This is a genomic window from Candidatus Halocynthiibacter alkanivorans (assembly GCF_003333265.1).
GTDB lineage: Bacteria > Pseudomonadota > Alphaproteobacteria > Rhodobacterales > Rhodobacteraceae > Halocyntiibacter_A > Halocyntiibacter_A alkanivorans.
The window spans coordinates 1-13449 of sequence record NZ_QOLB01000111.1 but is presented as its reverse complement, the minus strand read 5'-3'; the positions used below and the strand labels follow the sequence as shown (position 1 = coordinate 13449).

The following is a 13449-nucleotide window of genomic DNA, read 5'->3' as shown; positions in this document are numbered from 1 at the left end:
ACGCCGGCGCCAACAGCAACGTCTTTGTGCACTTTAACGGTGCTGCGGCTTCAAACGACGTGGCGGCCGTGCTGAAAGACGCCGCCGGCAACGTTGTCGCCATCGAGGAAATCGAAATCGACAACTTCTGAACCCTGACACCTGACTTTGCGGCCGCCGGTTAATCCCGGCGCCGCGCCTCCCAAAGACCTCCCAAAATACCTCCCTGATCCCCTCCCAAAACCTCTCCCGAAAGACAATGACATGAAAAACATCGCACTCAAATCCGCCCTCGCCGCTTCCGTTCTTATTGCAACCGTGGCTTCCGCCTCGGCCGGCTCCGGCGTCAACCACATCTTCCTCGACAGCTACAACCAGGACAGCAACAGCCGTATTGAGCTTGACCTGGTGCGTTCTGAGACCGCCGGCACCGTTGAAATCGTTGAGCTGGTCGGCGGTGCGCTGGGCGACACACTCGGCACCACTTCAGTCAACGCCGGCGCCAACAGCAACGTGTTTGTACACTTCAACGGTGTCGCGGCTTCAAACGACGTGGCGGCCGTGCTGAAAGACGCTGCCGGCAATGTGGTCGCGATTGAAGAAATCGAAATCGACAACTTCTGAACCCTGACACCTGACTTTGCGGCCGCCGGTTAATCCCGGCCCCGCATCAAAGCACCCTTTCGGGGCGAAGGGCCGCAGCATTGGGAGGTGTGGCGGCCCTTCTTTTATGCACACTGAAAGAGGGTTGGCAGTCATTAAGACCCGGATTTTCCGCACTATCAGTGCCGCATTTTTGCAGCTGCCCCCAATCCGGTGTGAAAGCCAATGAAGCCTGTGCTCCTTACTTTGGGGTTCGCGTTATCGTCCCACCTCGCAAATCCGGGTCAGGCCGTGCCACATATCAGCGGCAGAGCCGTGGCGTCCCATTCACTTTGGTTGACGTGATTGCGTCGTCCGGATGCCCACCCGACGGGAGCAGAGATCAATCACGACCGCCAGATACCTCAACGACATCAAACCCAGGATCAGAAGCGTGCACCGGGATCAGAAAATGGCTGACCTGCGACGACGCGGAACGCCCGCATCCGCCCCACGGGGTAACAGCCTCCGGATTTCACAAGCGCCAAAAAGCAGTCGTTGGGAACCGTGCTTTGAACTGCGGGATTGTCCGTGCCGCTGGCCTTTTCTGACTTCGCAGAGAAGGACCAATCTCCCCCCATACTGACAAAATTCCGCGCCAGCAGCATTGAGCAATTGGGCTCCGAACAGCCGCTCGCTGCGCTTAGCTTGAACGGCTGTTCTGATCGGACTTGCGAGACATTGGATTCAGTTGGTCGAACGGCAGCTTTGAGAGTGCTCACTTCCCGATGCGCTGATCTCCACTTCCACCAGCCATGTCAGATCCAAAGAGCCAGTGCAACAAGTGCGAACGGTGGAATTCTCCGGTTTCCTACTCCTCAACGCGACCGGTGTCGTCACGACCACGCTCATATCGTTTCGGGAGCGGAAACGGCGGCAACCAGGACTCACGACGGACGATCCAGCTTTCGTAGGTCGGTATGAATTGGTCAGGAGCATCCAGGGCTCCCAGGTGCACTTCGATTTCGTCGCCGGTGCGTGCGAAAATGGACGAGCCGCAGCGGGGGCAGAAAAACCGCCCCTCGTAGTCCCGTGTTTCGCCATCGATCGTCACCGCATTCTGAGGGAACACCGCAGATGCGTAAAACAGGGAGCCATGATGCTTTCGGCAGTCGAGACAGTGACAAAGGCCGACCCGGTAAGGCAGCCCCGACGCAACAATTCGAACGTTGCCGCAAAGGCAACCACCCGTAAAACGGTCCACACTGCTCCTCCTTCAAAAGAAACCCTCAAAAAGAATACAACGAATCCTCGTCGGACGTAGAATTTTCGGCAGCCAAATTGCGGACGTTCGCAGCGCGCCCGAAATCAAGGCAAAGTGGGCTCAGAGCAGCCTTTCGGCGCAGTATGAACGAAGGCCAGCTGTAGCACGTGCAGCATCGCGTTCGCCCGATGCGGCCCCGGCTTTGGTGCTTAGGCTTTCCAGCTGCGCGGCCTCTTCCTGTGATTTGCACGCCACAATTTGACGGTTCAGTACATCAAGCTGTTTGCGGGTCTCGGAGACGGCCTCAGTCTCGCCTTTGTGGAGGATTTGTACTGCCTCCAGAGCAGCCTTTAAACGGTGTGCCTCGGGCATGGCGATGCGAGGTATTTTGACGTCGAAGCGCGGCTTTTCTGCGCAACTGAACATGGGCGTGATCAAATTCAAAATGGGGATCGGTTGTTTTGAACCGCTGAATGGTCCCGCCCCCACCTGCCCTCCGGCGGCCCGCTTGAGGCCAACAGCGCCTGCCCTTTGGACGGCACATACAAAAAGGCCCGCCGCGGAATTCAGCGCGGCGGGCAAGTCTCAGACGCCAGGTTGGTATGGAAAACGTCTGCAATGCGTGGCTGGTGTTAGTCTTTACAGACAGGGAAAGTGGCACAAAGATCGGCGACCCGAGCCGCGCACCGGGCGACGGCGGCACTGGTATCATTCGCGGCTTCGGCCTCAACCAGGTCGGCAATCATTTCGCCCAGGGTTTCAAATTCAGCCTCTTTCATGCCCCGGGTGGTGGCAGCCCCTGCCCCCAAACGCAGACCAACCCATTCTGGCGGCCGCGGACTGTCATTGGGGATAGCGTTTTTGTTGGCGGTGATATTCGCCCGTTCCAGAACCTCCTCGGCGCGTTTTCCGGTGATACCTTTCGGGCTGAGATCCACGAGAACCAGATGCGTATCTGTGCCCCCCGACACAATCCGCAGGCCGCGATTTTTCAGGGTTTGCGCCTGCCTGGCCGCATTGGCTTTGACCTGAGCGGCGTAGTCTTTGAACGCGTCTGACAGCGCCTCACCCAGACAGATCGCCTTGGCCGCCAGAACCTGGCTGTGGATCGACCCTTGAACACCTGGAAACACGGCCGATTGCAGCCGCTTGACGAAGTCCTCGTTGTTGGTGAGGATCAGCCCGCCACGCGGACCGCGCAAAGTCTTGGTGGTGGTACAGGTCACGATATCCGCATGCGGGAAGGGTGACGGATGCACTCCAGCAGCAACCAGGCCAGCAATATGCGCCATATCCACATGGAAATATGCGCCCACCTTTTTGGCAATCTGCGCAATGCGTTGGAAATCCATTTCGCGCGGGTAGGCCGAACCGCCAGCGATAATCAGCCTGGGCTGGATTTCGTCTGCCTGCCGCTCCAATGCGTCGTAGTCAATGACTTCGCTGTCTGCATCTAAACCGTAATGATGCGACTCAAACCAGCGGCCCGACAAGTTTGCTTTCAGCCCATGCGACAGATGGCCACCCGCAGCCAAATCCAGCGAAAGGACCTTGTCACCGGGTTTCAGCAGCAGAAAGAACACCGCCAGGTTTGCCTGCGATCCCGAGTGCGGCTGAACATTCGCATAGGTGCAGCCGAACAGCTGTTTGGCACGGTCAATCGCCGCCTGTTCAACAATATCAACAAACCGACCGCCGCCATGGAACCGGTGTCCAGGATAACCTTCCAGCGTTTTATTGGTCATTTCATGACCCAGGGCATCCAGAACGGCACGAGAGACAATGTTTTCGGACGCGATCAGCTCAATCTGATCCTGCTGGCGGAGTCTTTCGTTCTCCAGGGCTTCAGCGATCTGCGGATCCGTTTCCGCCACCGAAAGGGTGAAATGTTGCATCATGCGCTCCTTCTTCGTTCCGTATGTAGCTGGACAAAGCATCACGCTGCGGGGTGGTCTTCGCAAATCAGTATTGCTATTATTTTCGCGTAGAAAAACTGAGGCAAGTATTTATGGCAGTTGCACCTCCCCGACCCAAAGGCCCCCACCTGAACGCTTTACGGGCTTTCGAAGCGGCCGCGCGACTTGGCAGCTTCACCGCGGCTGCCGAGGAGTTGTCGGTAACCCCCGGCGCAATCACCCAGCACATCAAGACGATGGAAGCCTGGGCCGAAACCACCTTGTTTGTGCGCAATGCCCGCGGGGTAGACCTCACGCCACTTGCCGAAGAACTGTTGCCAGCCTTTGTCAGCGCTTTCGACCAGCTTGGGCAAGCGGTACAGGCCCTGCGCAACAAAGCAACGCCAGAGAAGATCAAAATTGCAACCCTTCCCGCTGTGGCCCAGTTGTGGCTGGCGCCGCGTCTGGGCATTCTTCGCCAGCTTGCACCCGAGATTTCAGTTTCTGTTGTCGCCATGGAAAGGCCGCCGAACCTGATGCGAGAACCTTTTGATATAACATTGTTTTTCACCTCAGATCCGCTCGGCGCAGACGATTTGGAAGTATTGCAGGACAGGATATTCCCTGTTTGCGCGCCACAAGTCGCAGAACGCCTGAGCAGTATCAGAGACTTGCACAACGAGACCCTGCTGCATGACAGCGCCTGGGCCAATGACTGGGACATGTGGCTTTCCGCACAGCCTGCGGCAAAAGGGATTTCCACCAAGGGAACCACGCACTCTCTGTTCTCAGTGGCATTGGAAGAGGCCCGTCACGGCGGCGGCGTACTGATGGCACACGATGCGCTGGTCCGCCCTTTGCTAATTCGTGGAGAGCTGGTGCAACCGTTCAGTGAAACGCTTGAACTCCCCCACAGGCTGGTCGCTAGGATGACATCGTCGTTCGCCCACTCACCAGTGTTCGACAAGGTAAACAAGACGCTGTTCTCGCGGCTCTGAGCGGCCCCACTTCGGTGGCCCGGTTTTTTGGACGCAGGTCTGTTTCATCCATCCGCGACAGATGTTTGGTCAGACGTTTGACTAATTTGGTTTTCCGAGCTGCCAGCGAGGTAGATTATACGCCCAGCAGCGCCACAGTATTGGCTGTCTTATCCACTTCTGGGTTGAAGAGGCTTCAACTGCCTGAGTTTGCGCACAACCTCATCATTGCAACCGATGGAGATGATCCGGGCCGCCTGGCAGGAATGTTTTGGCGACCCAAGCGGTCAAACCTGGGCGGCAAGTCATCCTTATGGCCAATTGCTTCTGTAACAGCAGCAGGCGCTTCTCATCCCCGGCTTGGAGAAACTCGTGCACGAGAACCGATGCGGTGATGCGGTGATGCGGTGATGCGGTGATGAAGCCGACGGCCAGAAAGTTGCTCAATGCAGGCTTACGCCTTTCCAGGCATTCGTAGTTCTACAGCTCAGATCAACAGTCCCACGAGGCGGTGTACGGGTCCTAGAATTGTGTGCCCCAGCGGGGATGGCTGTCGTCGATCACCAGGGCATGGCTGTGGCGTCGATTGCCCAGTAAATGCGGATGATCGAGCGGCAGGTTGTCGTGGGTGTGCTCGACCTCCACGGAATCGCTTGCAGGCCAGAGTTTCACGGCAACGAGGGCACCGATGGCGGCCAGAAGCGCCATCCCCGTCAATGCGATCACGATCCCGAACACAGTCATCAGCCAGCCCGACAGCGGATAGGTCACCAGCCAGCAGGCATGTGACAGCGCGAATTGCGCGGCGAAGAGCGCCGGGCGGTCCTCTGGGTGGGAGGAGCGGCGCAGCAACCGGCCCGAAGGCGTCAGCACGGCGGAATAACCCAAACCCACCAGAAGCCAGGTGCCCAGCAGAACGGGCCAGCCAAGACCGAAGGACAGAACGGCCCCCGCCAGCCCCAACAGCGAACCGACCATCAGCACCGCGCCGGCGAACATCACGAGCCGGACAGGCAGCGCGTCGAGCACACGCGGCAGGATAAACGCCGCCGCCATGGACCCCACGCCGAAGGCGAACATCGTCCACGCCAATGCGCTTTCCGGCAACTCCAGCGATCCGCGCACCAAAACCACAGTGTTCACCAGCACCATCGCGCCCGCCGCCGCGGCAGAAAAGTTCAACGCCAGAAGCCCATGCAGGCGGGGCGTGGCCAGGTAAATTCGAATACCGCGCGTCGTGCTGTCATAGATGCCCCGTGGCCTGGACGGTTTAGGGCTGGGCAGCAGAACCGAAACGACCAGCAGCGCCGAAGCGGCGAAGCCCACCACCGTGCCGAGGAAGAGCGCGTTATAAGAAATCACCGCCAGAAACAGCGCGGCCAGCGTCGGGCTGACGATGTTCTCAAGATCATAGGCCAGCCGCGACAGCGACAGCGCCCGCGTATAGCGCGCCTCATCGGGCAGCACGTCCGGTATCGTTGCCTGAAAAGTGGGTGTGAAAGCAGCAGAGGCAGATTGCAGTAGAAAGATCAGCATATAGACCTGCCAAACCTCCGTTACGAAGGGCAGCGCAAGCGCCGCGCCCGCTCGGATCAGATCGAGAGCCACCAGAAACGCCCGGCGCGGCACCCGATCCGCAACGGCACCCGCAATTGGCGCAATGCCCACATAGGCCACCATCTTGATGCTGAAGACCGTGCCCAGCACCATCGCCGCCCCGTCCCCTGCCAGATCATAGGCCAGCAGCCCAAGCGCGACCGTCGCCAGCCCCGTTCCCAGAAGCGCCACGACTTGCGCCAAAAACAGGTGGCGATAGGTTCGGTCAGACAGAATTTCCAGCATTTCGTGCCTCAGAGATAACGGGTGATCGCCTTCAGCTCCGCGCGTTCAGTGTCAGAGCTGTCCGCCTCAAGACAATGATCCATGTGATCATGTATCAAAGCCTGCTTGGCATTGCGAATGGCGCTTTCCACGGCCTGCAATTGCTGCACGATATCGAGACAAGGCCTGCTCACCTCGATCATCTCGATTACGTGTCGCAAATGACCCTCGGCGCGTTTCAGCCGGGCAACGACTTTGGGGTGGCTTGCGTGGACGTGTGGTTTTGTCATGGGAGAACCCTATCCTCCCCAGGGGGATACAGCAAGATGGCACAGACAGATGGCTCTGCCACAGCTATGACGTGGCAGAGCGTGACCTTAGCCCCGCCGTGCTGGCGCGGACGTCCTCACTAACCGGTTCCGGGAGGCGCGGTGTAGTGACATCTTTCGGCGCTTCGGACCAAAAATCGTGCAGTGCAGTACCGGTCACTTTGGGCGGTGGGCTCAACAGGTGGACGCAACACTTTAATCATTGGACAAAGATGGAGTGTTGAACATGAAGTATCGTCGTCGGATTTACTATTCGGCTTCGCAGCGGGCTGAGATCTGGGATCGTGGCGAGTCGATGAGTTCGATTGGGCGGGTGTTTGACCGGCAGTCATCATCGGTTTTGTCGGTGATCTCACCAACCGGCGGTATGCCTTTGGGGGGCTTGTCAGTATTGGCGACGTGTCTGAATTTGATGACGAATTCGCCCTCGTCACACGCAGCACTTTCGGCTGCCGCGCCCACAGTCAGAGAGAGTGTGTGAGTGTGTGTCAGTGCGGCTGTCAGAAGATACTTCATAGGATGCTCCCGTGCATTGGTTTGACGCGCGGATGAGTTTTGAGATCAGCGCGTCTTGTGACTTGGGAGATTAATCGGAAATCGTCGTAGAATTAGTCGCCATTACTATTCAATAATGCCGAATAGTAATTCCGTATTATTCAGAGATAACGGTAAAGGATAGTCTGGTGGGGGGTCGGAATATGTTCGAAGGATTTGTGGAGGAGAGGATCGAAGGCGATGGTGCCACGCTGTTTGTCCGCCGCGCCGGGCCAAAAGATGCGCCTCCCCTTGTATTGCTGCACGGCTATCCTCAGACATCGGCCATGTGGCATGGTGTGGCCCCGATCCTGGCAAAGTCCTTTCAGGTGGTCTGTCCCGATCTGCGCGGCTACGGACGCTCTGACAAGCCGGTCTCGGACGAAACACACCTCCCCTACTCAAAACGCGCTATGGCACGGGATATCGTCGCTGTGATGGAACGCCTTGGGCACGACCGCTTTCTGATCGGAGCCCATGACCGGGGTGCCCGGGTGGCGCATCGTCTGGGACTTGATCACCCAGACCGGGTGGTTGCGATGACGCTTCTGGACATTGCGCCGACGCGCGAAATGTATGCGGGCACCACCAGGCAGTTTGCCGAGGCTTATTGGCACTGGTTCTTTCTGATTCAGAAACACCCGCTGCCTGAACAGATGATTGGCGCCGATCCTGTAGGTTTCTGGAAGCTGAAATGCATTAACCAGGCCCGGGGACAAAACCCGTTCTCCGAACAAGCGCTGGCGGAATACTTGTCAGCCTTTGCCGACCCGGCTGCCATTCACGCCAGTTGCGAAGACTACCGCGCGATCATGACCGACATCGGGCATGACGACGCTGACCAGGGCCGAAAGCTTGCCATGCCGCTTCTGGTTCTTTGGGCGCAACGCGGTGTGATCGAGAGCTGCTTTGACGCGCTCAAGCTTTGGCGTCAGCGCGCCGAACTGGTCGACGGCAGTGCACTGGACGCAACACATTACATGGCAGAGGAGCTCCCGGAGGATATCGCAACGCGCATGGCAGAATTTTTTGCCCGGCATATGAACACGCAGGAGGCCGGCCAATGAGCCGGACACTTTATGACAAACTTGTGGACGCACATAAAGTTTGCGACTTGCCTGACGGCGATATGCTGATCTGTGTCGATTTCCACATCATGAATCAATATACCAGCCCGCAGGCGTTTTCCGGGCTCGAGTCCAGGGGTCTGACAGTCTGAAACGCAGAGCGCATCTTTCGGTGGTGGATCACGTCAATGCAACGCCCAGCCGTCAGGCGCCAGGCGCCGGATGCCGCATCGCAGTTGCTGATCGACAATCTGGAATAGAACTGCCGCACCCATGGTATCGCATTGTTCGGGCTTGGTTAAACGAAGCGGCAATCACCTTATTGTTGAACCCGGCGTCCTGACCGCCGATACTGCGAGCATGGCGGAACATCATAAAGAAGGTCAGCGTAGAAGAAGAGCCCATCTTGCTGGGCATCCAGAGTGGATGGAATATCCGCGCACACGCCCCAGGGCCTTGAAGGCTGGAACTGATTTCTTCTTCTCTGGGCGAATGTGCAAGAACCGACATTACAATCTACGCTCAGTTTTGGGTTCCCGGTGTGTTGCTTGCGAAAGCAAAGCAAAAGACGTGAGCCCATCTCTGGCTACCTTCATGCGGGATTGGCTTTCCGAGGCGTAGCGGACGGTTCTGCAATGTCTCACTGCCACAGATGGAGGCTCTAGTCTTTGTTGTTACAGACCCACTACCTGTTGCAACAACTAACACGCTTGGATTGCACAGAACTGGCCCGCGCCCATGGTCGGGGACGCCGCACTGCCGACGAAAATCTCAGCGCCGCGCGCTGAAAATGCCCCCTCTGGGAAAGAATTTCTCTTTATTCAGACGGCGCGTGAGAAACAATTGGAACGCAGTACGCTGCAACTCGTTTCCCAACAACAGAACCTGTCGCGTCAGCGTGACGGAGTCTTGCCCCCTTACAGCCTGGTGGGCTTCTAAGTATCGAGCCCTTCAGATGCCTCAGGCGCTCCCTATCATCCCGCACCGCCGGGCCCAAAACGAAAGCTGCCCCGCCCGAGGCACTTCTGAGGGCGCACCGCGCCCGAACCCCGCGCAGCGGGAAACCCGTCTGAGATTATCATAACCCTGAGATTTGTAAGTCAAGAAGGGGGTCCCTGTAACACCCCCTTCTCCACTGACATGGCGTAAATTGGAGTAACCATATGTATAACGTTGTTTATCAAGGCATCGACACGCTGGACTTGGCCATTGAAGGGGCACTGCCCATCGAAGTGCTCAACCTACTTGAAGACGCACGCAAAGCTGCGTAGGCTCAACCAACTGACAAGTACGGTGAAACCATCACCCTTGGCCCCAGCCAAAGGAATTTCTTTGTCAAAGCGCACGGCAAAAAAGGCGGGTTTCGCTACACGCTCGTAGATGGCCCAACCGGCGCGATTTTCTCAATCAAAAAAGACACTCGCCCAGCTATGTGGAACTTTTTTGTTTCCGCACGTGCTGCGGGGCTGCTCTCGCGATCATACGAGGGCATGAAACAACATATCGTCGACTGCCTGACCGACATGGGAGCAACGTTGGGCGCGGTCAGCGTCAACAGGTTGGACTACGCCATCGACATTGCCACACCCGAATTTGCACTCGACATGACCAAGTTCATCGCGCCTCGCAAGGCAAAGGTTGGATGCCACTTTTCAACAAGCTACGACCTTGATGACGACGGCGATACAATCCGAAACAAAAATCTGACCCGGTCGGCGGTGTAATGCGCGGCGGCCGTTTTGAGAGCGTAACTATTGGAAAGATGCCCAATCGGCAGGTTATCGTTTACGACAAAAAGCAAGCCGCCAAAGACCAGAAAACAGACTATTGGTTTCCGGCCTGGAACATCGATAAAGACGATCCCGCGACGCAAATTTGGCGCGTAGAGTGAGAGCCGGTCGCGAAGCCTTAAAGCGTTATGTGCAAGCGCCGCATAAGCGCACATTTGAGAATGTCGAGGCGATCTTGCCCCAGTTCTTACAGGACGCTGTTAAAGAAATTCGATACGTTTATGAGCGGCAAAGCACCGCAAATATTACCAGATCGACGGTACACCCATTGCGGATAACGGCGCAGGACGCTGTCCAAGCACTGCCCCCATGCGATCATCCAGCCTTGCCCCCATCGTGCGTTTTGGATTTGATACGGAAAAACCTCCACTCAATGGCCGAAGCGCAAGCGTTCGGAAACCTCAACAACTTACTGACGCTAGAGGGGCTGTCGCCAAAGCAGATTGAAACGGGCTTCAAAATGTTCGCCGCTCAGAAAGCAGAAATATATCAAAATCGCTTAGAAGGCGGTTTGCATACAAAGAAGCTTGAAACAGGTGCCTCGAGGTTAGGCGTATATTTGGGCTGCCAACGGGAATGAATGGCATCATTGGGCGGGAAGCTGCCGTTCGCTGAGCGTCGCCCCAATGCCTGCTGTGCGGACAAAGAAGCCTTCGCTACACGCCGACCAACGGCTGCAATCGTCGTTCAAACGTACAGAAAATGTTGTTCAAATGCCCGTCCAGTTGGGACTCGACGGACACGGCAGGTTTTCATCTTAAATCCAAAGCGGCGGCAACCACTGTGAGCAAATCATCACTACCAGCTACGGCAATTGGGAACCCTGCGACATCAAGCACCTTACTTGTTAATGAAATTTGCAGCTTTCCGTCGACTACCTGCAAGTCGAACAACCCTGCAAGTTCAGGAGTTATGGATCTAGCCATAGCATTTAGATTGGTACTAACTTGACCCGCACGAATTTTTGCAAGTGCTGGAGCGCATATTGCAAGGAGAACTTCTTGCAACACTTCTGCCTCAACAATCTTTTCGGCGGCTGAAGCGAACTCCAAACACCGCACAACATCTTCATATGCCCCACGAACTTGTTCTGAATCGGCATTATTGATGCCCGCTGCTTCAACGGCTGCCGCTTCCAGTTTTGAGGCTGCGCCTTCCTCAGCGTTGAATGCAAAATAGCTCTCAATCGCACCTTTCCGAAGCACAAAGCAGCCTTGTGCTTCCAATAGTTTGAGGAGTGTAGTCAACCGCTGCTTGATAGATAACCATTTTACCCCGGTCTCCATCGATCGGACGGCCTCATCAGACAGAATGAACAGAGTAGAAAACGTAGACCGTCTCTTGGCTTTTTGTTGATCTTTATTTTGTGGTTGATCACGTTCGATCCAATAGGGATGCTTTGACGCTTCGGCCTCTATAGAAGACCAGTTGGTATCGGTCATTTGACAAAAAACATTGTAGATATCACTGGCCAGTACATTCGCAGACGGCGCTCCAAGTTCAGCAGCGGCAATGTTAGCGCTCTGGGAGTTCAGCACGAAATGCGCCAAATCCAGATCATCGGTCAGCGCATCCGCATCAGCCAAAATGACAGGACTCTTCCCCATTAAGCAAAACAGTTTGCGCACAATGGCAAACTGGCGCTTCCCGATAACAGGCAATATTTGAGAACCACCAGATTCCAGCTGAAGGTCTAGTTTGCGGGCAACACTTGATCCGACAAAGACATCAGATGGCCCTTCAACCAGCAAGGGCGATGAAGCAAACAAAGCCAATTTGTGCTCCTGTCCCATTCGGCCGATCAAAGCAGCAATCTTCTTGTTTTTAAGTTCACCCGCATCTGCTGAAATTTGAGTTGGATCTTCCAAAATGTCCGAACAGAATACTAAATTCAGCAGGTCAGAAGGTTTGCTGAGTTGGATAAACTCAGTTGAGTGCGTGCAAAGAACGATGATCTTCTTGTTAGTCTCAGCCTCTGGCCAACCCGAAACTTACATTATTTCCTGAAGCAAGAATGCTTGCAATTGGGGGTGCAACGACACTTCCGGCCCATCCAGAAGGAGCGCGCCCACCTCATTATCATAGATTATCGCCAGCAGGCCCACTAAGTGGAGAAGACCAGACGTCTCTCTTCCAGATGAATAGGGGGCGCTGTCACCATGCGAAAAGAAGACCTGAATGCTTCCTGCATCCCACCGAATTTCAATGTCTCGCTTGAAAAGCTTTCGCAAACGCTCTCTGACTTTTATCAATAGGTCAGGACGGGCGGCGAGTGTCTGAAATGCACCGGTTAACGTTTCATTCTTGTGGCGCCGAGTTTGTTCGCTTTTGCCACCATACGCTGCCCTATCGTATAGAGGACAGCCATCCCTCTGCCCATCAAAATCAGACCGAAAGTTTTCCAATGAGCCAATTCGACCGGCTGAAGCAAAGCTAACTTTTTTTCCACCTAAGATTTGTTGCAGCGATTTCTTCATCCCACGCATCAGCTGCGTTTTTCCGGCACCGTTTGGGCCAAGAATGATTGTCATGCCGTCATGTAGGGTGATCCGTCTGGCGACATCTCCACCAGGCAATGCGATACTAGAGGTAATTTCGACCGGAAAACTCATCAAATATGCTCCATCTCAATTCGTCGAATTGGCTCGTTGAATATTTCACGCTCACTGGTAAATGATTACACATTAACAATCGAGCCAAACAGACCAATAGCGGCCCGTGGACGCGGGGCTACCCAATCATCACGCAAAAATAGCCTCGCTGCATATTAGGAATAAGCTAACTTTGGCTGCGTCGCTGAACTACGGTCAATATGGACTCGAACCGGCCCATGCTGGGGTAGTCACGAATGGCCGCATTGGGCGATTCTTGACAGTTTTGGCAGAAGGATTTGGTCTTTTTGCTGCACCAGGCACATTTCGTCAGTATGGGCGGATTGCTGACTTTCGCTGCGCATTGATCGAATGACCGCAGTGCGGGATTTTCTTTCGCAGGGATACTTCGACCCTGAGTTCCACTTTTCGGTATGCTTCGTGAGGGGCGTCAATTGAGCTTGCCTTCGAGGGTCTATTGAAGTTTTCAAGTGATCGTTTTATAAAGCGAACATGGGCAGACCTAGAACATACACTCGTGATGCGGTGATCGAGAAAGCCATGGGTATATTTTGGCAGAACGGCTACAAAGCGACCTCGGTCAGCGATATCGTCCGTGA

At 55.6% G+C, this 13449-nt stretch carries 15 protein-coding genes and 1 pseudogene; 8 read left to right on the top strand and 8 right to left on the bottom strand.

Annotated features, from left to right (window positions below; all coding sequences use genetic code 11):
- Positions 1-243: 243 nt before the first annotated feature.
- Positions 244-603, top strand: coding sequence for a hypothetical protein (locus tag DWA01_RS13200; protein ID WP_114286287.1), 360 nt, complete (start codon positions 244-246; stop codon positions 601-603).
- An 829-nt stretch (positions 604-1432) separates the two neighbouring features.
- Here the strand turns inward: DWA01_RS13200 and DWA01_RS13190 are convergent.
- The 3 genes from DWA01_RS13190 to DWA01_RS13180 all read right to left on the bottom strand — a co-directional run bounded on the left by DWA01_RS13190 (position 1433) and on the right by DWA01_RS13180 (position 3720).
- A complete protein-coding gene (locus tag DWA01_RS13190) occupies positions 1433-1825 on the bottom strand; it encodes a GFA family protein (RefSeq protein ID WP_114286285.1) in 393 nt (130 codons plus the stop codon).
- A 120-nt stretch (positions 1826-1945) separates the two neighbouring features.
- The gene (locus DWA01_RS13185) at positions 1946-2407 is read right to left on the bottom strand and encodes a hypothetical protein (protein ID WP_114286284.1); all 462 of its coding nucleotides are present in this window, start codon (positions 2405-2407) and stop codon (positions 1946-1948) included.
- 50 nt (positions 2408-2457) lie between these two features.
- Entirely contained in the window at positions 2458-3720 is a 1263-nt protein-coding gene (locus DWA01_RS13180) for a serine hydroxymethyltransferase (RefSeq protein WP_114286288.1), read from the bottom strand.
- 113 nt (positions 3721-3833) lie between these two features.
- Here DWA01_RS13180 and DWA01_RS13175 point away from each other — a divergent pair, with 113 nt between their 5' ends.
- Positions 3834-4718 carry a LysR family transcriptional regulator gene (locus DWA01_RS13175; protein WP_114286283.1) on the top strand — a complete coding sequence of 295 codons (885 nt, stop codon included), beginning with the start codon at positions 3834-3836 and terminating at the stop codon, positions 4716-4718.
- Between the two features lie 204 nt (positions 4719-4922).
- On the opposite strand, the gene DWA01_RS22975 is transcribed toward DWA01_RS13175, so the two are convergent.
- From DWA01_RS22975 to DWA01_RS13165, 3 genes are all read right to left on the bottom strand, one after another.
- Positions 4923-5144 carry a hypothetical protein gene (locus DWA01_RS22975; RefSeq protein WP_136057750.1) on the bottom strand — a complete coding sequence of 74 codons (222 nt, stop codon included), beginning with the start codon at positions 5142-5144 and terminating at the stop codon, positions 4923-4925.
- A 75-nt stretch (positions 5145-5219) separates the two neighbouring features.
- Positions 5220-6539: an MFS transporter gene (locus DWA01_RS13170; RefSeq protein WP_114286282.1), complete on the bottom strand. Its 1320-nt coding sequence runs from the start codon at positions 6537-6539 to the stop codon at positions 5220-5222.
- An 8-nt stretch (positions 6540-6547) separates the two neighbouring features.
- Entirely contained in the window at positions 6548-6808 is a 261-nt protein-coding gene (locus DWA01_RS13165; RefSeq protein WP_114286281.1) for a metal-sensing transcriptional repressor, read from the bottom strand.
- Between the two features lie 265 nt (positions 6809-7073).
- On the opposite strand from DWA01_RS13165, the pseudogene DWA01_RS24095 reads away from it, so the two are divergent.
- The 6 genes and pseudogenes from DWA01_RS24095 to DWA01_RS13130 all read left to right on the top strand — a co-directional run.
- A pseudogene (locus tag DWA01_RS24095) lies at positions 7074-7217 on the top strand (IS30 family transposase); the annotation flags it as partial.
- 328 nt (positions 7218-7545) lie between these two features.
- The gene (locus DWA01_RS13155; protein ID WP_114286280.1) at positions 7546-8448 is read left to right on the top strand and encodes an alpha/beta fold hydrolase; all 903 of its coding nucleotides are present in this window, start codon (positions 7546-7548) and stop codon (positions 8446-8448) included.
- The gene (locus DWA01_RS23635) at positions 8445-8600 is read left to right on the top strand and encodes a hypothetical protein (protein ID WP_235008549.1); all 156 of its coding nucleotides are present in this window, start codon (positions 8445-8447) and stop codon (positions 8598-8600) included. The genes DWA01_RS13155 and DWA01_RS23635 overlap by 4 nt, the downstream gene beginning before the upstream one ends.
- Before the next feature lie 1278 nt (positions 8601-9878).
- Complete coding sequence (locus DWA01_RS13135; protein WP_114286278.1) at positions 9879-10172, top strand: hypothetical protein; 294 nt, start codon at positions 9879-9881, stop codon at positions 10170-10172.
- Positions 10172-10339, top strand: a complete 168-nt coding sequence (locus tag DWA01_RS23150) for a hypothetical protein (RefSeq protein WP_160116046.1) — start codon at positions 10172-10174, stop codon at positions 10337-10339. Before DWA01_RS13135 ends, DWA01_RS23150 begins: the two co-directional genes overlap by 1 nt.
- A 272-nt stretch (positions 10340-10611) precedes the next feature.
- Positions 10612-10818, top strand: a complete 207-nt coding sequence (locus tag DWA01_RS13130; protein WP_114286277.1) for a hypothetical protein — start codon at positions 10612-10614, stop codon at positions 10816-10818.
- Positions 10819-10990: 172 nt separating this feature from the next.
- On the opposite strand, the gene DWA01_RS13125 is transcribed toward DWA01_RS13130, so the two are convergent.
- Positions 10991-12106, bottom strand: a complete 1116-nt coding sequence (locus DWA01_RS13125; protein ID WP_136057749.1) for a TOPRIM nucleotidyl transferase/hydrolase domain-containing protein — start codon at positions 12104-12106, stop codon at positions 10991-10993.
- A gap of 123 nt (positions 12107-12229) precedes the next feature.
- Entirely contained in the window at positions 12230-12850 is a 621-nt protein-coding gene (locus tag DWA01_RS13120) for an AAA family ATPase (RefSeq protein WP_114286275.1), read from the bottom strand.
- Between the last annotated feature and the right edge of the window lie 599 nt (positions 12851-13449).